Genomic DNA, 18,816 nt, shown 5'->3' with positions numbered 1-18,816 from the left:
ACAGTGATTAAGTTAATCCGTCTAAGCGGCTCGAAGGTTATCGTATTAATCCTGGATTGCCTTTTTATTTATGTTAGCTACCTGCTGGCGTATAATCTGAAATTTCAGGGGAATGTCCCTCAGGAGCAATGGCAATCCTTCTTTCAATATGCACCTTGGTTAGGCCTGTTTACGGCCGTTACATACTATTTCTTCGATCTATATGATTTCGCCGGGCGGCAGAAGCCGACGAAGTGGCTATTCAACTTGATCGGCGCGCATGTGGTCTTCGTAGCAGAATTGATTGTACTGAACTATTGGCTTGGCACATTCAGCTTGCCTCGTACCGTCGTCATTATCGCTTTTCTTACTCAGGTGCTGCTGACCTTCAGTCTGCGCTTGCTGTTATTCTCCATTCAAATTCGCGGCTTCGGCAAGAAGCGGGTGCTGCTCGTGATGAATACTGAGGCATCCTCACTCACGACGCTGCGCAAGGTGTTAAGCCAGGGACAAATATGGTTCTGCATTCAGCGGGTACTGATCGTTACCGGAGAGGAACGTGAGCAGATGCCTTCCTTATGGGAGGATATCGATGTGCTGATGTTCGGGCCGGATATTGCCGATCAGGTCAAGACAGAGCTGATTCAGGCTGCTGGACAGCGGAATATCGAGGTGCTGCTGATTCCCGATTTCTATGAGCTCTATTTAATGAAAGCCGAGATGCAGCAGATCGATGATATGATGGTCTATTCGCTGATGCCTCCTGAGCTGACGCTCTGGGAGCGCTCGGTGAAGCGATGCATCGATATTGCCATCTCCTCGCTGCTGCTCATCCTGGCCTCGCCGTTAATGCTGCTCATGTGGCTGATCATCCCTATGACCTCTCCGGGCAAGGCGCTGTTCACGCAGGAGCGGGTAGGACTGCATGGGCGAGAGTTCAAGGTTTTGAAGTTCCGCAGCATGGTGGATAATGCCGAGCAACATACGGGGCCTGTGTTAGCTGGGGCCAGTGATGCGAGAATTACCCGGTTTGGGCAATTCATCCGGGCGACGAGGCTGGATGAGCTTCCACAGCTGATCAATGTGCTGCGCGGCGAGATGAGTCTGGTCGGGCCGAGGCCGGAGCGGGCCTATTTCATAGAGCAGTTCAAGCAGGAGATGCCTCATTACACGTACAGATTAATGGTGAAGCCGGGGCTGACCGGACTGGCCCAGGTGATGGCCAATTATACGACGAACCCTTCGGATAAATTACGATATGACATGATGTATATCAAGAACTATTCACCTATCATGGATCTGAAGATTATCGTGCAGACAATCGGGGTTGTGCTGAGGCGTGATCAATCCAAGGGTATGGAGACAACGGAAGCTGCGGCGCCCGTCGATGTGAAGCAGTATCTGCAGGACGCCGAGCTTGAAATAGCGGCGGTGAGTGAGTAGCAGCGCGGGATGCGCTGCTGCTTTTTTTGTAGGCTTTAGCCTGTTGAGCACGCGAAGCGTGGGAAACAAAAAAACCAGCCGGGTGGTTATGATTACAGATTTCGTTGCTTTATTGCTCTGTATATGGCTTTGGGAACGCGCAACACAGGCTGCCCTGAATTATAACGAAACTAGGTAACGCTATTTGCGGCAAAAGGGGCGACTTCAAAATCTAACGAAACTAGGCATCGCTATTGTGGCAGAAAAGGGGCAAACAGCGGTTTTTCACTCCAATAGCGATACGCAGTTTCGTTAGAATTGAGTTGGTGCTGATTTCGGGGGAATAACGATATGGTGTTTCGTTAGAGCGTCGGCGCCAGCGCCGGGAGACTCACCCGGGCTTTGCAAAAGCCTGCAAATCTGCAGGCTTTCACACCTGAAACTCCCTGTTTTGAGTAAATTCCTGCAAAAGTGCAGGCTTATCCCCTACTTGGGCTGGTATCGAGCTAGTCTGGAGAAAAAAACTGCATTTACGCAGGAATTTACTCTTTCAGTCGGGGGTATTTGCTAAATACCTGCATATTTGCAGGAATTACAATGAACTCATACTCCCAAGTTCCAAGTCCCAATGCCGCAGGATCAGTCCAGGTTATCCAAGGAGAGAATATGGTCCTGATGCGCGTCGATATTATTATTCTGCACTTTCACCTTCGATGCGGTATAAGGTATCGTCGGGGCCAGGAACAGAATTCCGTGCTCGACGTTGGAGATGGTGTTATTTGTGATACTGCCGACCTGCTCCTGGCTGATCGGTGAGAAGATGCCGGAACGCATATTGGAAATCGTATTGTTATTCACCTTGAAGTTGCGGATGCTGCCCAGGCGGATTCCGTTCGTCTCGGCCAGATTGGCTTCGGTTCCATTGGAGATCTTGTTATTCTCGATCACGATATTCGCCAGACTCCCCATATCGGCTTCGATCGCGGAGTAATAACTACCGACGCCATCGATCTGATTATTGATCACCGTTACATGGCTGGCATAGACAGAGATAGCTGAGAACATATCCTGCGGAATCCGATCCTGTACCGGGAAAAGATAGGGATTATTTCCGTTATAGGTGTTCGTGATATGGTTGTTCTTGACCAAAATGCCGGGTGCGGCGATTTTGATTCCCCTCTTCGCCACATGGTGGATGCGATTGCCCTGGATAAGTGAGTTCGACTTGTCAGTTCCTGCAGGCGGCTTATCGAAGTAGATGGCATCTGCATCTTCACGAGGGGTAATGTAGGAGAAGGTATTGTTGAGAATTTTCACGTTGCGGGCGTAGGGTTGCTCCGGTTCGCTCCACACCAGAATACCCCGGGCAATCGGATTGCTATGGATCGCGGAGATGTTAGAGATTCGGGTCTGCTTAATCGTGATATTCTCCGTGTTGCCGTAGATCAGTATTCCGGAGATCAGAGCATGATACTGCGGATCAGCCGGGTTGTCGGACTGGGTGATGTACTTGATCGAGGAATTGGTTATCGTTACATTCCGTGAACCGGTATGTACGCCGATTCCACGAATCAGATTCTCATTGCCATTAATATGGATACCATCGATGACGATATTCTGTCCCGCAACCCAGAAAGCTTCATAGCCAAAGGAGGCAGAGGAGGTGAGGTTGACGAACTTCAGCTCCGGGCTTCCCTGACCTATAACCTGGACATGGCTGCCGACTCGGAGCGGCTCATCCAAATCTATCAAATAGAGTCCCTTGGGAACGATGACAGTCCCCCCTCCAGGCTTGTCTGCTGCCAGCTTCAGAGCGGTTATAAAGGCTTTAGTATCGTTCGTCTCCCCGTCTCCAATCGCCCCGACATCCTTCACATTAATTTTGTAGGGGGCTGGCTTCTTGGCATCTTTGGCAGCGAGTACGCTGCCGGGAATGATAGAGCAGATGATCGTGATGAGTAGCATGGAAAAAAGTTTACTGCGAAGAACAGATCGTTTCATTTTCTTTTAATCCTCCAATAAATGTTGTGAAGATGTAGCCCATTCTTCCATATCCGGCATCCAATAATACAGCTCGGATTTGACCAGAGGGTCCATCGCTCTGCCGTTGTAGCCAGGCAACTGCACATACTGGAACCCGTCCTCCTTCACCTCCTGAACCATCCAGGCCAGGCTGATCATGTCGTTGTCGCTTAAATTCGTGTCGAGAATATCCTCTCTTACCTGACTGATCAGGGAAGGGAGGCTTTTGAGGTTCTGAGGCTTGATGACAGTGCGGACGATTTCCTTCAGCACCATAGCCTGATTGGCTTGCCTGCTGGTGTCCCCTCCAGGCAGCGATTTGCGCTCGCGCACCAAATCCAGGGCTTCGGCGCCGCTGAGATGATTATCTCCGGCAGGGAAGGTCTTATGTCCATAAGTCAGCTTGACCGGCTGCTCAAGATAGACATCCAGTCCGCCGAGCGTATCGATGAAGTGCTCGAAGCCCTCAAAATCGGTCTTGATGTAATAATTGATGGAACTCGAGAACAGATTGCTGACAGCTTGAATCGTAGCCTGAGTGCCGGAATGGGTGCCGCCGCCGTTCATTTCCCCTAGAACATGGGCATGATTGATCTTGGTATAGCCTACCCCGTTGATATGAACCCGGGTGTCGCGGGGGATGGAGATCAGATTGACAGTATGGCGGTCAGGATTCACGTGAGCGAGCATGATGACATCAGTCCGGGATAGCTCCTGGCTGCGGGCATCCGTCCCAAGGATCAAGATATTGAAGCTGTGCTGGCGGGATGAATCATTGGCCTTAGCGGGAGTCTGGGGGGACCCAGGCTTTGTTACCCCGGATTGCGGGCCAGTTGAAGGCAGATCTGCTTCAGGAGTGGCCAGTATGGGAATATCGGTGCGCTTGAAATGGGCGGAGGGCTCGAAGCGCCAATATATATAGAGGCCCGCCCCGAGAAGGAGCAGCAGGGCTGCTCCCAGATATACATACCTCCGCTTGATCCTCACATGGCCGAATTTCATGCTATAGCAGACCTCCCTTACCGATGGATTCTTTTTAAGCCGAGCTTTCTGAAGTATTGATCTGGGAGGATTGGACGGCATTTATAGTGGTACTGTCCCATTCCAGCACGAAGCGGGTGAACTTCGGCTCCGGCAGCGGCTTGCTGAACAGATAACCCTGGAGCTGATCGCATTCCAGCTTAGTCAGATACTTCAGTTCCTCAGGCGACTCGATCCCTTCGGCTACGATCCTCAGATCCATATGATGGCCAAGCTCAATTACAGCGCGTACGATCGATGATTTCCGGCTGTCCTGGGTTATACCCTGGATGAAGGAACGGTCGAGCTTCATTTCGCTGATCGGCAGACGATCCAGCTGGCTAAGCGAAGAATAGCCGGTTCCGAAGTCATCCATGGAAATATGGATGCCCATCGCCCTCAGATCCTCCATCATCCGTACGCCGTATTCCACATTTTTGATCAGTGTTCCCTCCGTAATTTCCAGCAGGAGATAGCGTGGCTCCAGTCCGGTCTCCTCTAGAATGCGGGTAATGGTCGGGATGAGATTGCTCTGATAGAAATGACGGGCCGATATATTGACAGCGACCGGAAAATGCGGCATCCCTTGAAGCTGCCAGCTTCTGTTCTGACGACAGGCTTCCTCCAGTACCCACTCATCAATGTCGAGGATCACTCCGGAATTCTCGGCAAGCGGGATGAATTTGGCTGGTGAGACCATGCCATGCTCGGGATGCAGCCAACGGATCAAGGCCTCGGCTCCGATGATCTCACCGGTAATCGCATCGATCTTGGGCTGGTAATAGAGCTTGAATTGCTCTTCCAGGAGGGCGTTCTTCAGCTCGTTCTCCAGCCGCATATTCTCTTCGCGCTGATTTTCAATCAGACTGTCGTAGAAATGATACAGTCCATCGCCCTGCTCCTTGGCAACATACATCGCAATGTCGGCGTTGCGCATGACGATATCGATATCGTCTCCATCGAAGGGATACACGCTGATGCCGACGCTGACCGACATATAGAGCGCTCTTCCGTTAATCTCGAACGGCTCTTCGCAGATATCGCAGATCTTCTGGGCGATTTGCTGCACATCGGAAATATGCTCATAATGCAGAATGAACAGGAACTCATCCCCGCTAAGCCGGAATACCTTGCATTGCTCCGATACAATTCTGGTGAAGCGCCGGGCTATATCATGCAGCAGCTCATTGCCGATGGCATGCCCGAGCGTGTCGTTCACCTGCTTGAAGCGGTTCAGGTCGGCGAACATCACGGCGAAGGCCGGGGAGTCGCTGGATTCGTCAAGCGGCGGATCAGGAGGTTTATCCAGGCCGAGCGTCTTGATATATTCCTGGAAATGCAGCCGATTCGGCAGCCCGGTCAATTCATCATAATAGGCCAGATGATGCAGCTTCTTCTCCGATTGCAGCAACTGGGCTGTCTGCTCCTCCAGCAATTGCGTGTTCTTCAGGGAATCCTGGAACATATGAATCAGGTTGCCGGACATGTATTTGAAGTTATGGATTAGCGAGCGAATTTCGTATATCGAGCTCTCGGGCCATTTGATCTTCTGCACGGTGTACAGCTTATCGGGCAGATCCGTGGTCAGCGTAGCGAGCTGGGTCAATCCGCGCAGCAGTCGGTTATTCAGCCACTGCCCGATCGTCGAGCCGCAGATGACGAACAGTAACAGGATCAGGAACTGGCTCAGGAAATGCTTGTAGATCAGCTCCTGATCATGCTTCATCGGAACGCAGATCAGTAACTGCAATGCGTCCAGTGTATTCAGCGGCATTTTGTATACATAAGAGGCTTCGGACCATCCTTGAACCGGCAGGATTCGAGATTTGTAGGTCGGAACATGGAGATAGAAATCAGGTTGATCCAGTCGATGAGGCGAGTTGATGCCGTACGGCCGGGAGCTCCCGGACAGATTCATTTCATGGGTGGAGGCGATGAGGGAGTCGTTCTGGGTAGTGATCGCAATCTCATAATAGCTGCCTGTGACAGGTTGATCCATCAGTCCTTGAATATAGCTCTGATACTCCGCTGAGGATAACGGCTGGCCCTTCGTCTGCCGCAATGCTGTCAATTCCTTGACTATCGAGTTGGCTGTGCTGGTTGCAAGCTTGTAGGAATATTGCGATACTGAAGCATAGCTGCTCCAGCTATTATTCAGAATGAATATCAGGAATGGCAGTGCAATCGATACAATGATAATATGAAATAATACTTTTCTAAAGAACAGCGGCTCGTTGCGAAAGGAAATTCCCGGCCGGAGCCAACGCTTGGGCAGGTACTTCCAGATGATGTCGGCGAACATGACATTGAACAGCCCGTTGGTGACAGAGATCGTGATCAGCAGCCACAGCTCGATGCCAACCTTATGGTATAGGCCCCAATAAGTCAGGAAGATCGCAGGGATGCCGATGATCAGCCAGAACAGGGCGTCTGTCCGTAACATCCGGTCTCTCTTGCTCCAGGTTAGGGACAGGCTGATGGCTACAAGCTCAAGTAGGGATAGAATGACGATATAGGGCTTATCCCACATGGTTATAGACATTCCGTATGCAAGCACAGCGGCAGCAAGGCCATACATATTCCCGAAGCAACGGAGCATGAGTAATAGAATGACGTTCGTAAATGACAACGAAATGCTGAAAATTAGATGCAGCTCATGCGACTCGCAATATAGGGCTAGTCCGAGGCCAGCCAGGTAAGTGATGACGAGAAGCAGGCTCTTTGATCTCCTTTGCTTCATTCAGTTGCCCCCTATGGAACAGTAATTAGTGGAAAAATAGGAGATTTACACCTAACTTAATTTCTACACGTTTACAGAAATATCCTCCATCATCATCAAATTACTCGGAAAAATTGTTGTATGAACGATTGAATAGGCAGGAAAACTGTCGAGAGACCTATATTTTTCAAAACCTCTTAAAGGAATGACATCTAATGGCGATTAAGAAATTTATGCAATTGGTAGAAATCAAGACGAAGACGGCGAGCATGATCCCGTTCCTGTTCGGTACCGTGTACGCTATCTTTCGATTCCACGAGTTCCATGTAGAGCATTTCCTGCTCATGTTGTTCTCCTTGCTCAGCTTCGACATGGCGACGACAGCGCTGAATAATTACTATGACTATAAAAAAGCAGCCCGAAAGCACGGCTACGGCTACGAGGTTCATAATCCGATTGTGAGCTATAAAATGAAACCGACGCGGGTTCTCTTGCTGCTCTGCATTTTGCTGCTGATTGCGGTTGGTGCGGGGATCGTACTTTTCCTGCGGACAGACCTGCTTATTTTGCTGCTCGGGGGACTTTCGTTCGCGGTCGGAATTCTATATTCCTTCGGGCCGATTCCTATATCGAGAATGCCGCTTGGGGAGATTTTCTCGGGCTTGTTCATGGGCTTTGTGATCATGTTCATCTCAGCGTATATCCAGGCCGGGGATCGGTTGGCCTCTCTGACGCTGCAGGGGGGGATCGCTGTGCTTCAGGTGCATCTGCTTGAAGTCATACTCATCTTTCTGGTATCGATTCCGGCGATCCTCGGCATCGCGAACATTATGCTGGCCAACAATATTTGCGATATTGAGGAAGACATTGAGAACAAACGCTACACGCTGCCGGTTTATATCGGGAAGGCGAATGCACTAGTGCTATTCAAGCTGATGTATTATGCGGCTTTTGTGGATCTGCTCGTGCTGTTCTTCGTGGGGGTGAACCCGCTGCTCTGCCTGCTGGTTCTGGTTACGCTAGTGCCGATTAATAAGAATATCCAGCGGTTCACACAGCAGCAGACGAAGCAGCACACCTTCGGATTGGCGGTCAAAAATTTCATCATGATGAATGCAGCGAGGATTGCGGTTCTAACCGTGGCTATCTTTATGACCCAAATTTAACACTGCCCCTAGTGGGGTACAGAATACAAAAAAGCGGATCAGACTAGATCCGCTTTTTTGGTGCAATCATAATGCCTGCGCCGATGACCACGAGGGCGATGGCTAATACGGGTTGTCCGAAGATCATACGGTTGTACAGTGCCCCTAGCGAGAAAACAGCGAAGAATAGCAAGGACAGTCCAGCCAGAATGTTAATCGGAATAAGCAGGTACTTGTTACGGTTACTGAACCAGTAGAACTCGAATAGTCCGACGGCTGGAGCAAGGATGAAGCCTGGCCACAGGTACTGCCAGCTATCGAACAGAGTGGAGACTTGACAGACGAGGCCAACGGTGAACAGAATGCCGCCTGGGATCAACAGCCCGCTTGCTCTGCGATTGGTTACAGAGAAGTACATCCAGTGGAAGAACAAGCCGAGGGGCAGCACGAACATCGTCGGCCAGAATTGCCCGAACAGGGTACCGGCGCTGACCGCTTCTCTGCGAAAGAAGAGCAAGTACATCCCGAGCAGGATAAGTAGCGGACCAATCCATGATTTCTTACTCATTTTATTGATTTCCGTCCTTTCGATAGGTAGTTCGTTTTTTTGAACATACACTCAAAATATAATCTGGTAACATCGTATCACAAAAATGCAAGCCCTACTTCGGTCTCGGGGGAAGAAAAAATCTAGACTTTAGTCTAGTTGTCGGATGAACGATTTTACCACTATCACTCTTGGTGAAAAGGTGTATAATGGATAGTGTGATAAATATCACATGCAACTGTGGAAGGGGCGTGAAGTGGCTAGTGAGCCAATGGACAAAATTCAAGAAGGCCTCCCGGTTCAAAGTAATTCCCGTCATGCTGGTTCCGGTATTCCTTGGAGCGCTTGGAGCTTATGTATGGAAGGGAGTCTTTCATCCGGGGCTTTTCATAATTACATTAATTGGCGCAGGTGCGGCGCATCTGTTCTCGAATATGGTCAATGATTTATGGGATTATCGCAGTGGGGCGGATGACGTTGCCCATCGTACCCCCGAGGTCATCTCGACCAATTCCGGCTTCCTGTCGAATGGAACGATGTCCGAGAAGACCTTCGCTACCATCACTTGGTCGTTGCTTGGTCTGGCGGTATTTTGCGGTATCGTGCTAAGTATTCTCAGCGGTTGGCCTATTCTCATATTCTCGGTATTAGGCGGGCTGATCGCTTATTTCTATGTAGCCCCACCGATCCAGTTTGGTTACAGGGGGAAAGGTCTGAGCGAGCTGGCGATTCTGCTATCCTTTGGCGTTATGCCTATTATGGGCTCGTATTATGTTCAGACAGGAGATTTGAGCTTGCGTTCGGTGCTGTTGTCGCTGCCGATCGGGCTATTGACGACATTGCTATTATTTAACCATCATTTCCTGCACTGGCAGGCGGACAAGCAAGCGGGGAAGAACACATTGGTCGTCGTGTGGGGGGAGAAGAGGGCGTTGGCTTTTTCTAAAATGCTCTTGATCCTTGCTTACGCCTTTCTCGTGCTCTGTGTAGCTGTACGAATATTGCCGCTCTATTCCCTAGTCGGATTGTTAACGGCAGTGCCGCTATATCAAGTCTATGGCAGATTAAAGGACCATAATCCTTCTACGGCCTATTTGCCGCTAATGGGGGCTTCGCAGAAGGCCTCGGTCCGCTGTGGACTGGTCATGATCGTAACTCTGCTGATTCAAGGTATTATCCAACAATTTTAAGAGAAAGCGAGACGAGCTTAATGGAAGAACAAAAGGTATTTGGTGATTTTCATACGATTCTGAATGAAGGACAGGTCTGGAAAATAGGCGGCTTCCCGCTGCCCGACGGTTCATTCTGGGAGTATCGTGAGCCCGAGGCTGTAGTGATTGTACGCAACGGGATTCTGTATGTCCGCGCTCCACTGAGCCGTCAGAACGATCAAGTCCAAATTCTCGATAATGCCAAGCATATGTATTATTCAGTTGAGGATGTCGTCGTACCGGAGGAAGGCGAGGTCAGCTTCGAGCTGCAAATCCGCGCCCGTACACAGAATACAACGCCGGGTGACCTTTACGATGGCTGTATCGCTGAACCTGCTTGATTTCACGACAGGAGCGGCGCTGGACTTCTTCGCCGGCAATGATAAATATGCCAGTGTATATGCGGTATTGCCCTTCCCCGGCGTCAAAGTGCCGGATAGTGACAAGACGAAATACTTCTGTGTGTTTAAGGAGGATACGGACTTCAAGGCCCGTGAATTTAACACTTATAAAATCACTTATAACCGTGCCCAGGATGAGGTCATCTTCTATCTGAACGGGGCAGAGGTGCGCCGGGAGAGTGGTGTACCGGTCAAGTTCAATCGTTTCACCATCGCTCTTGGCATCATGACGGAGAAGGATATCTCGCCGGAGGGCAGTGTGTCCGTACATGGGCAGACGGTCATTGCCGAGTATTCTCCAATAACGGTGACGATAAAGGAGTAAGGAAGCAAGTACAGCAGACACAAGCAAGCCGCTTCGCAGTTGATTGCGATTAGCGGCTTTTTGCTGTTGCACTACGATTCCTATCTATCCCCGGAACTTGTCAGTTCCCGAGATGAAACCATCCGAAGTCCCCTTGCCATCCTTGGAATGGTTCTTGAACTGGCTGAGCCGTCCAGCTCCGCCCTCGCCGCCATTTCCTGTTGAAGCATTCTGGCCATTACTGCTGCCGTTGCCAGCCCGCCGATCTTTCTTCGCCATACTGCGGTTCACCTCCAGATCATAAAGCTAAGAATGCTTATTGCTAGTTAGCGTCTGCTATAGGGTCTGTTTTTATACCGTGCCAAGGTCTGCACTTTAAGTCACTCATGCCCGGTGAGAAAGCCTGCAATTTTGCGGAGTTTCGTTAGCGCGGATGCATTATTTCTGCGTGCTATGTTTCTTGCTGGCCAGCTTGCCTGCGGGATTTCCTTTGCCCTGGCGCCGTTTTCCCGCCTCGTCCTTGGCCTGCTTGTCGTGCAGCTTCTCAACGAATTCATGGGTATTGTCCATGTACAACGATCCTCCTTTAGAAAGTAGAGGTAGTCCCAAAAGTCCACTGAAAACAGACTTTTTGGAACAAGCACCATTTAGAGAGTGGCTTCAGACGTTACTATGCCTCAATTTCCTGCATTTCATGCTGCCGGGTTTCGCTGCTTCAAGCCGACCGGGCCAAGGGGAATCTAGAAAGGGTCATAGCCGATTTTTCCAAGAATTATAAGAGAATTAAATTTAAAATGGTTGACAATGTGAAAAAGGTACACGTATAATTTAGTCTGAATGATAATGATAATGATTATCATTATTGATCTATCAATTCGTCTGTCTTGCCGGCAGAATTAACTTGAACTTCCTCCAGGCCAGGGGAAGGGAAGTAAGGACGAGAGATGAAGAAGGATATCTCACCGCCGGATATATTCCGGTTTGATCGTGAACATGGGAGATTCTGCGGATCAGTCGGGTTCCCCGATTAATCAGCATCGTGATCGCCGGTGTCAGTATGAGCGTCGTCGGCCTCATTATGCAGCAGTTCACCCGCAACAAATTTGTATCCCGACTACGGCGGGTACGGGAGATTCCGTCAACTTCGGTATTATGGTGTCTCTGTTACTGTTAATTCAGCGGGGTCGCTGTTGAAGACGAGTATTTTTTGCATGCTCTTTGGTAGGTACATTTACATTCATGAAAATTCTAAGCCGCCTGAAATTCAAAGACTAGTCAGCGGCCAGCTGCATAAAAAGCACATAAAACATAATATAGATATTTATTAATTTCATTAATTCAATAATATTAAGCTTATATCTTAGGAGGATCTATGAGAAAATCTAATTACTTAAAATTAACAGTTGCCATGTTTGCTATTTTTGCTTTAGTCTTATCAGCTTGCTCGACCTCAAATAATAAACCAGCCGCGGCAAATGAACCTGCTACGACAAATCAAGCTGCTGCGTCATCGAGTCAGCCTGAGAAACCTTCAACGGTTGAAATCACTGATGCCCATGGAACTGTCACTGTTCCTGTAAGCCCAAAGAATGTAGTTGCTTTGGATAATAGAACTTTTGAAACTTTAGCGGATTGGGGAATTAAATTAGTGGCTGTTCCAAAGGATGTTATGCCTGGGGATTCACCATATGTAAGTGATGATTCTGTTCAAAATATCGGAAATCACCGTGAACCAAATCTTGAAATTATAGCAGCGGCTGACCCTGAACTTGTAATTGTCGGTCAAAGATTTGCTAGCTATTATGAAGATATAAAAAAATTAGTGCCTAATGCAGCTGTGATTGATCTTTCTTTTGATGTTTCTGAGAAATCTGATGCCCCTGGAGAAAGCTTAGTAAATGGACTTAAGGATGCTACGACTTCTTTAGGGCAAATTTTTGATAAAAATGAAGAAGCTAAACAATTGATAGCTGATTTCGATAAAGCTATCGAAGATGCTAAGTCTGCCTATAACGGAACAGATAAAGTGATGAGTGTTGTAGTTTCTGGTGGAAATATTGGTTTTTCAGCTCCTCATTCTGGACGCGTTTGGGGACCGATGTATGAAATTTTTGGATGGACTCCAGCATTAGAAGTTGACGGTTCTTCTTCAGATCATCAAGGTGATGAGGTTTCTGTTGAAGCTATTGCACAAAGTAATCCGGATTGGATTTTTGTACTAGATCGTGATGCTGCAATATCTTCTGCATCTGATGCCGTTCCTGCTAAGGATGTTATTGATAATTCACCTGCTCTTCAAAAGGTAACTGCTGTTTCTAAAGGACAGATCGTTTATGCACCAAATGACACTTACACCAATGAATCAATCCAAACTTATTTAGAGTTGTTTGAGAACCTTGCAAAGACTTTAACTAAGTAGTCTAAAGGAGTATAACATAGTGCCCAAAAATATAATTGCCGGGGTTGAGAAAAATTCTCAACCCCAGCTTTATAACCACAATAGAATATGGACAAAACCTTTTATATTCACGATTATAGTTGTTATTATTTTAGGCATTATATCATTGTTTACTGGAGTTTATGATATACGCGGACAAGAGGATGGAATAAATATGTTTTTCATTACTCGTGTTCCAAGAACAGCGGCACTAATGCTTACTGGAGCCGCCATGTCTATGGCAGGACTCGTAATGCAACTTGTTACACAGAATCGTTTTGTCGAACCTACCACAACAGGAACTATTGAATGGTCAGGCTTAGGACTTCTTCTTGTTTATTTATTATTTCCTGCCCCAACTTTAGTTTTAAGAATGACCGGTGCAATTATTTTTTCTTTTATAGGCACGATGATTTTCTTTTTATTTTTAAGAAGAGTTAAGCTCCGTTCGTCTTTAATTGTCCCGATTATTGGACTGATGCTTGGAGCAGTCATTTCTGCAGTTTCCACTTTTATGGGACTCCTTTTTCAAATGACGCAAAATATTCAAAATTGGTTTGTAGGCTCTTTTGCGGCAGTCCAAGTTGGAAGATATGAATATTTATGGCTAATTGTTATAGTTACTTTTCTTATTTTTATTTTTGCTAATCGATTGACTTTAGCCGGATTAGGGGAAGATGTCGCAACAAGTCTTGGGGTAAATTACAATAGAATCGTTCTTTTGGGTACCGCTCTTATTTCTATTGCAGTCGGAATTGTTGCAGCTGTTATTGGAAACTTACCTTTCCTAGGGCTAATAGTACCCAATATTGTTTCCATGTTTCGAGGAGATGATCTCAGGAGTAATTTGCCTTGGGTATGTGTGATAGGTATGGGGACTATAACGGTTTGTGACATCATTTCTCGAACCATTATAATGCCTTTTGAAGTACCTGTTTCTTTGATCCTTGGAACAGTGGGGGCAGTCGTATTTATTACTATATTATTGAGACAGAGGAAAACAAGGAGGCTAAGATGAACGCATTGGAATATAGACGTATTGAAAATGTCGGAATCGATTCTAGCCTTCATAATGTAAATAGATCAGCTAGAGCCTTTCGTTCTAAGAAAGAAGAAACAACTTATTGGATTTTGCTGATAACATTGATTGCTTTGGGCGTCCTTTCTTCATATGGACTTTTAATTTATAACAATCCGGTTCCAGTAGATTCACCTTCTTTTATCCCCGTTGTTATGAGAAGGATCGTAGCCCTGGTAGCCATGATTATTGCTGCAATTTGTCAGAGTTTATCGACCGTTGCTTTCCAAACGATTACGAATAACAGGATCATAACTCCTTCACTTTTAGGCTTTGAATCACTTTATTCAACAATTCATACTAGTACAATATTTTTCTTTGGTGCTGGTGCATTGATCAATTTTAGTGGTATTGGATCATTTTTATTTCAAGTTATCGTTATGGTTTTAATGAGTTTAATCCTTTATGGATGGTTGCTTTCTGGAAAGTATGGAAATCTGCAACTTATGCTTTTGGTTGGAATTATTATTGGAACCGGGCTGAGCTCTGTGTCAACTTTTATGAGAAGACTTCTTTCGCCTTCCGAGTTTGATATTTTACAGGCAAGATTGTTTGGTTCTGTCAATAATGCGGATTCTGCCTATTTTCCTATTGTAATTCCAATGGTAATCATTGTGGCAATATTGCTTCTTGCTAATTCCAAAAAATTAAATGTGGTATCCCTGGGTAAGGATGTCTCTACTTCTTTTGGAGTTAAACATCAATCTAGTATCATTTATACGCTTATATTAGTTTCTATTCTGATGTCCATTTCAACGGCGTTGGTTGGACCACTTACTTTCTTTGGTTTTTTAGTTGCAACTTTGAGTTATCAAGCGGCGCCAACTTATGATCACAGATATATTTTTCCTATGGCCCTTGCTATAGGTTTTTTGATACTAACAGGTGCATACTTTTTAATGTATCATGTATTCAATGCTCAAGGGGTAGTTTCAGTTATTATTGAGATGTTTGGCGGAATAATATTCCTAATTGTGATTTTAAGGAAGAGGGCTCTATGATAAAGATTGATAATGTTAGAAAGTTATATAGCGATAAAGTAAGCATAGGGCCTTTGAATATTGAAATACCAAAGGCCGGTTTTACTTCTTTAATTGGACCCAATGGTGCTGGAAAATCGACGACACTTTTGATGATTGGAAGACTCTTGAATATAGATGAAGGCCAAATTAGGGTAGCTAATATGGATGTTTCTGAATCTAAATCAAAAGACTTAGCAAAAATCGTGACCATTTTGCGACAAGAAAATCATTTTGTAACAAGGTTGACTGTAAGACAACTAGCTGGATTTGGACGTTTTCCTTATTCAAAGGGAAGATTAACTAAAGAGGATGAAGCGATTATTTCTAAATATATCGATTTTTTAGACCTGACTGATCTGGAAAATAGATATTTAGATGAGCTCTCTGGTGGTCAAAGGCAAAGGGCATATGTGGCCATGGTTTTGTGCCAAGAGACTGAATATGTACTTTTGGATGAGCCGCTGAATAATCTGGATGTTGCTCGTTCTGTTCAAATGATGGAGCATTTGAGGCATGCTGCTGATGAATTTGGAAGAACAATCCTGACGGTTATGCATGATATCAATTTTGCAGCCAAATATTCCGATAGAATCTGTGCTATGAAAAATGGACAAATTGCCGCTTTTGGAACAGTAGAAGAGGTTATGGATCCAGAAATTTTGACAGATATTTTTGAAACGAAAATAGAGATTATCGAAGGTCCTTATGGGCCAATAGCGATTTATTAGAAATACAATGCTATTTGAATAAATGGATAACTAGATCGGGAAGAGCCGCTGACAACTGTCGGTGGTTTTTTTGCTTGTATCCCGGTCACGATACCTATACAACCAACTTTATGATGCAATTTCTCTCCTACGAAACGATCTGAAGTCATGATATAGTGAAGCAAGAATGGATCAAGAACGTTAATCTAGCATAATGATCCAAGTGGAGCGATCCCTCCAATACGATTTTGAAGGAGATGAAGCGATGAACAATGTAATGCCGATCATAACAATTCGGGATTTACGCAAACGATACGGAGATCGATTTGTCCTGAACGGGATTGATCTCGATGTCTATCCAGGGCAAATTATCGGGTATATTGGACCCAATGGCGCAGGCAAGAGTACGACGGTCAAAATCATGCTGGGACTGGTCGGTGATTTTACGGGGGAAGTCCGTATTATGGGCCAGAGCCCAGATGGAGAGGACGTGGAATATAAGCGCAAAATCGGATATGTGCCAGAGATCGCCGAGATATACGATACGCTTACGGCCAGGGAGTACCTGACCTTCATAGGCGAATTATACGGTCTATCTACGGATGATGCGGAGAGTAAGGCGCAGGGGTTAATGAATCGTTTCGGTATGGGACGAGTGTTCGACCATCGGATCGCTTCTTTCTCCAAGGGCATGAGGCAGAAAGTCCTGATCATATCCAGCCTGTTACATAATCCGGATATTCTCTTCCTGGATGAGCCGCTGAGTGGTCTGGATGCGAACAGTGTGATGGTTGTGAAGGAAGTTCTCGCATTGCTGGCGGCCTCAGGCAAGACGATATTCTATTCCTCCCATATGATGGACGTGGTCGAGAAGATTAGCAATCGCATCATTCTGCTCGATGACGGGAGGGTCGTTGCCGATGGTAGCTTCGCAGAGCTACAGGAGAAGAGCCAGGAAGGCTCGCTGGAGCAAATATTCAATCAATTGACCGGGTTTAATGAACATAAGCAGATCGCTGAACAGTTTGTAGCTATTGTAAGAGGTGAAGCGCATGACTGAGCCGATTGCTTTGCGCGTGCTGGATCGGTTCCGGGGGTTATTCTCCAGGTTCGGTGTCGATTATCCCGTGATGCGGCGCATACTGCAGGTGAAGCTGACGATGGATGCGCGGAGAGTACCTACTATCGTGGGGAAAAGCAAACAGAGAAGCGATGATCAGAATGCAGAGGATCACAATCAATTTGCAAAATCACTGTGGATCTATGCACTTTTTGGTGTATTCTGCTCTGCGTTTATGTGGCTCGGGGACAATTACTTTTTTAAAATGAGCTTGACCTTCGGGGTCCTGATGTTCATTGTGATGACCTCATTGATTTCCGATTTCTCATCTGTACTGCTGGATATTCGGGACCGTAATATACTTGCGACCAAGCCGGTGAATCATCGTACCTTGACCATGGCCAAGACGATGCATGTATGTATTTACTTGATCATGCTGACGGGGGCCATCGCTGTTGTGCCGCTAATTACCGGACTGATCCGTCATGGAATCCTCTTCTTTCTTATTTTTGCTGTTGAACTGATCTTTATGGACTTGCTGGTCGTGGCGCTCACCGCTCTAGTCTATCTTACCGTGCTTAAATTTTTCGATGGTGAGAAGCTGAAGGATATTATCAATTACGTTCAGATCGGTCTTACTATCGTCATGACGATAGGGTATCAATTATTAATCCGGATGTTTAATCTTATCGATTTTCATGTCACATTCCAGCCCAAATGGTATCAGCTTTACATCATTCCGGCCTGGTTTGCGGCTCCATTTGAGAGCCTGTTGCATCGCAATGGGGAGCCGATCCTCACCGTATTCTCATTGTTTGGGATCGCGGTTCCGCTGCTGGCCTTTATAATTTATATCCGGCTGATGCCATCGATGGAACGACACTTGCAGAAGCTGGCTGATCCGGGTGGCAGACCTGTAAGGGGCAAAGGAAGACTGCTGCAGGGTCTATCCCGTATATTCTGTTCCGGCTCGCAAGAGAGAGGATTCTTCCGGTTAGCCTGGTCGTTGATGGGAAATGAGCGAGATTTCAAGCTTAAGGTGTATCCGATCCTCGGTTTTTCGATCATATTTCCGTTTTTATTTCTGTTCACCTCCGGATTTGACGATGGACTGAAGGGGCTACAGGGATCGCCGAAGTATTTGTTTATCTATTTCAGTGGAGCGATGATCTCCACAATCATTATGATGCTGCAGTATTCCAATAAGTATAAAGCCTCCTGGATCTATAAAACTCTGCCCATCAGCGATTATGAAGAGGTTCATAGAGGGGCCCTAATCGCTGCGATTGTTCGGCTGATTCTGCCGCTGTTCCTTGTGCAGAGTGTAATATTCAGTTTCATTTTTGGTTCGGGTATCATTCTGGATTTGGTGACTGCCGGGCTGAGTCTGCTGCTATATACGGTAATCTGCTATGCGTTCCTGCATAGAAATTTGCCTTTCTCTCAACCATTTGATGCGATCCAGAATGAAGGGCTGAGGGTTCTTCCGTTAATACTGCTGCTTGGTGGTTTCGGAGTCCTGCATTTTGTTATGACGTTTATTAATTATGGGGTATATGCGTATACGATGGTGCTGATCCTGCTCAATTTCCTGGTATGGCATCCGAATCGTAAGATCTTCAAGCGACTGACTCGTCGGGTGGAGAATTAAACTTGGGGAAGGGCAGGTAATCTGCCCTAAATCAAGCCCCGTCAAAAAAGTTTCACAATTTGGAAGAGAGTCCCAAAACCCGCGCCACTAC

Annotated in this window: 17 protein-coding genes and 1 pseudogene; 12 read left to right on the top strand and 6 right to left on the bottom strand. The window is 46.6% G+C overall.

Translation table 11 applies throughout. From position 1 onward, the window contains the following. Positions 1-3: 3 nt before the first annotated feature. Positions 4-1,422: a sugar transferase gene (locus tag BFJ94_RS17965; protein ID WP_120463889.1), complete on the top strand. Its 1,419-nt coding sequence runs from the start codon at positions 4-6 to the stop codon at positions 1,420-1,422. Between the two features lie 618 nt (positions 1,423-2,040). On the opposite strand, the gene BFJ94_RS17960 is transcribed toward BFJ94_RS17965, so the two are convergent. The 3 genes from BFJ94_RS17960 to BFJ94_RS17950 are packed head-to-tail and all read right to left on the bottom strand — an operon-like array spanning position 2,041 to position 7,183. Beyond that, positions 2,041-3,402, bottom strand: a complete 1,362-nt coding sequence (locus BFJ94_RS17960) for a glycosyl hydrolase family 28-related protein (RefSeq protein WP_120463888.1) — start codon at positions 3,400-3,402, stop codon at positions 2,041-2,043. Between the two features lie 6 nt (positions 3,403-3,408). Continuing rightward, positions 3,409-4,425: an LCP family protein gene (locus BFJ94_RS17955; protein ID WP_162944324.1), complete on the bottom strand. Its 1,017-nt coding sequence runs from the start codon at positions 4,423-4,425 to the stop codon at positions 3,409-3,411. A gap of 34 nt (positions 4,426-4,459) precedes the next feature. After that, entirely contained in the window at positions 4,460-7,183 is a 2,724-nt protein-coding gene (locus BFJ94_RS17950; protein WP_120463886.1) for a putative bifunctional diguanylate cyclase/phosphodiesterase, read from the bottom strand. A gap of 194 nt (positions 7,184-7,377) precedes the next feature. On the opposite strand from BFJ94_RS17950, the gene BFJ94_RS17945 reads away from it, so the two are divergent. Further along, the gene (locus tag BFJ94_RS17945; protein WP_120463885.1) at positions 7,378-8,328 is read left to right on the top strand and encodes a 1,4-dihydroxy-2-naphthoate polyprenyltransferase; all 951 of its coding nucleotides are present in this window, start codon (positions 7,378-7,380) and stop codon (positions 8,326-8,328) included. Between the two features lie 43 nt (positions 8,329-8,371). Here BFJ94_RS17945 and BFJ94_RS17940 read toward each other — a convergent pair whose 3' ends face one another. After that, complete coding sequence (locus tag BFJ94_RS17940) at positions 8,372-8,875, bottom strand: hypothetical protein (protein WP_120463884.1); 504 nt, start codon at positions 8,873-8,875, stop codon at positions 8,372-8,374. 242 nt (positions 8,876-9,117) lie between these two features. Between BFJ94_RS17940 and BFJ94_RS17935 the strand changes: the two genes are divergently transcribed. From BFJ94_RS17935 to BFJ94_RS26090, 3 genes are read left to right on the top strand one after another with little or no spacing between them, the layout of a single operon-like run. Continuing rightward, positions 9,118-10,044, top strand: a complete 927-nt coding sequence (locus tag BFJ94_RS17935) for a prenyltransferase (protein ID WP_120463883.1) — start codon at positions 9,118-9,120, stop codon at positions 10,042-10,044. Positions 10,045-10,064: 20 nt separating this feature from the next. Then, the gene (locus BFJ94_RS26095) at positions 10,065-10,406 is read left to right on the top strand and encodes a DUF6081 family protein (protein ID WP_268238211.1); all 342 of its coding nucleotides are present in this window, start codon (positions 10,065-10,067) and stop codon (positions 10,404-10,406) included. Beyond that, on the top strand, positions 10,381-10,791 hold the full coding sequence (locus BFJ94_RS26090) for a DUF6081 family protein (protein ID WP_268238212.1): 411 nt from the start codon (positions 10,381-10,383) through the stop codon (positions 10,789-10,791). The genes BFJ94_RS26095 and BFJ94_RS26090 overlap by 26 nt, the downstream gene beginning before the upstream one ends. 84 nt (positions 10,792-10,875) lie before the next feature. Here BFJ94_RS26090 and BFJ94_RS25445 read toward each other — a convergent pair whose 3' ends face one another. Both BFJ94_RS25445 and BFJ94_RS17925 read right to left on the bottom strand, forming a co-directional pair. Next, on the bottom strand, positions 10,876-11,049 hold the full coding sequence (locus BFJ94_RS25445; RefSeq protein ID WP_162944323.1) for a hypothetical protein: 174 nt from the start codon (positions 11,047-11,049) through the stop codon (positions 10,876-10,878). Between the two features lie 159 nt (positions 11,050-11,208). Next, positions 11,209-11,340 (bottom strand): DUF4023 domain-containing protein, encoded by a 132-nt coding sequence (locus BFJ94_RS17925; protein ID WP_120463882.1) that lies wholly within the window; start codon positions 11,338-11,340, stop codon positions 11,209-11,211. A 380-nt stretch (positions 11,341-11,720) separates the two neighbouring features. On the opposite strand from BFJ94_RS17925, the pseudogene BFJ94_RS26330 reads away from it, so the two are divergent. The 7 genes and pseudogenes from BFJ94_RS26330 to BFJ94_RS17890 all read left to right on the top strand — a co-directional run. Beyond that, positions 11,721-12,042, top strand: a pseudogene (locus tag BFJ94_RS26330) (iron chelate uptake ABC transporter family permease subunit); the annotation flags it as partial. Between the two features lie 100 nt (positions 12,043-12,142). Then, complete coding sequence (locus BFJ94_RS17915) at positions 12,143-13,189, top strand: siderophore ABC transporter substrate-binding protein (protein ID WP_120463881.1); 1,047 nt, start codon at positions 12,143-12,145, stop codon at positions 13,187-13,189. A gap of 19 nt (positions 13,190-13,208) precedes the next feature. After that, a complete protein-coding gene (locus BFJ94_RS17910) occupies positions 13,209-14,225 on the top strand; it encodes an ABC transporter permease (RefSeq protein WP_120463880.1) in 1,017 nt (338 codons plus the stop codon). Further along, complete coding sequence (locus BFJ94_RS17905) at positions 14,222-15,286, top strand: iron chelate uptake ABC transporter family permease subunit (RefSeq protein WP_120463879.1); 1,065 nt, start codon at positions 14,222-14,224, stop codon at positions 15,284-15,286. Before BFJ94_RS17910 ends, BFJ94_RS17905 begins: the two co-directional genes overlap by 4 nt. Continuing rightward, the gene (locus BFJ94_RS17900; protein ID WP_120463878.1) at positions 15,283-16,035 is read left to right on the top strand and encodes an iron ABC transporter ATP-binding protein; all 753 of its coding nucleotides are present in this window, start codon (positions 15,283-15,285) and stop codon (positions 16,033-16,035) included. The genes BFJ94_RS17905 and BFJ94_RS17900 overlap by 4 nt, the downstream gene beginning before the upstream one ends. A gap of 244 nt (positions 16,036-16,279) precedes the next feature. Beyond that, positions 16,280-17,074: an ABC transporter ATP-binding protein gene (locus BFJ94_RS17895; RefSeq protein WP_120463877.1), complete on the top strand. Its 795-nt coding sequence runs from the start codon at positions 16,280-16,282 to the stop codon at positions 17,072-17,074. Next, positions 17,067-18,725, top strand: coding sequence for a hypothetical protein (locus tag BFJ94_RS17890; protein ID WP_120463876.1), 1,659 nt, complete (start codon positions 17,067-17,069; stop codon positions 18,723-18,725). Before BFJ94_RS17895 ends, BFJ94_RS17890 begins: the two co-directional genes overlap by 8 nt. Positions 18,726-18,816 lie beyond the last annotated feature (91 nt).

Origin of the sequence: Paenibacillus aceti (genome assembly GCF_003614185.1) — a bacterium.
Taxonomy (GTDB): domain Bacteria; phylum Bacillota; class Bacilli; order Paenibacillales; family Paenibacillaceae; genus Fontibacillus; species Fontibacillus aceti.
Note: the sequence above shows the minus strand (reverse complement) of the source record. Positions and strands in the feature narration are given on the sequence as shown.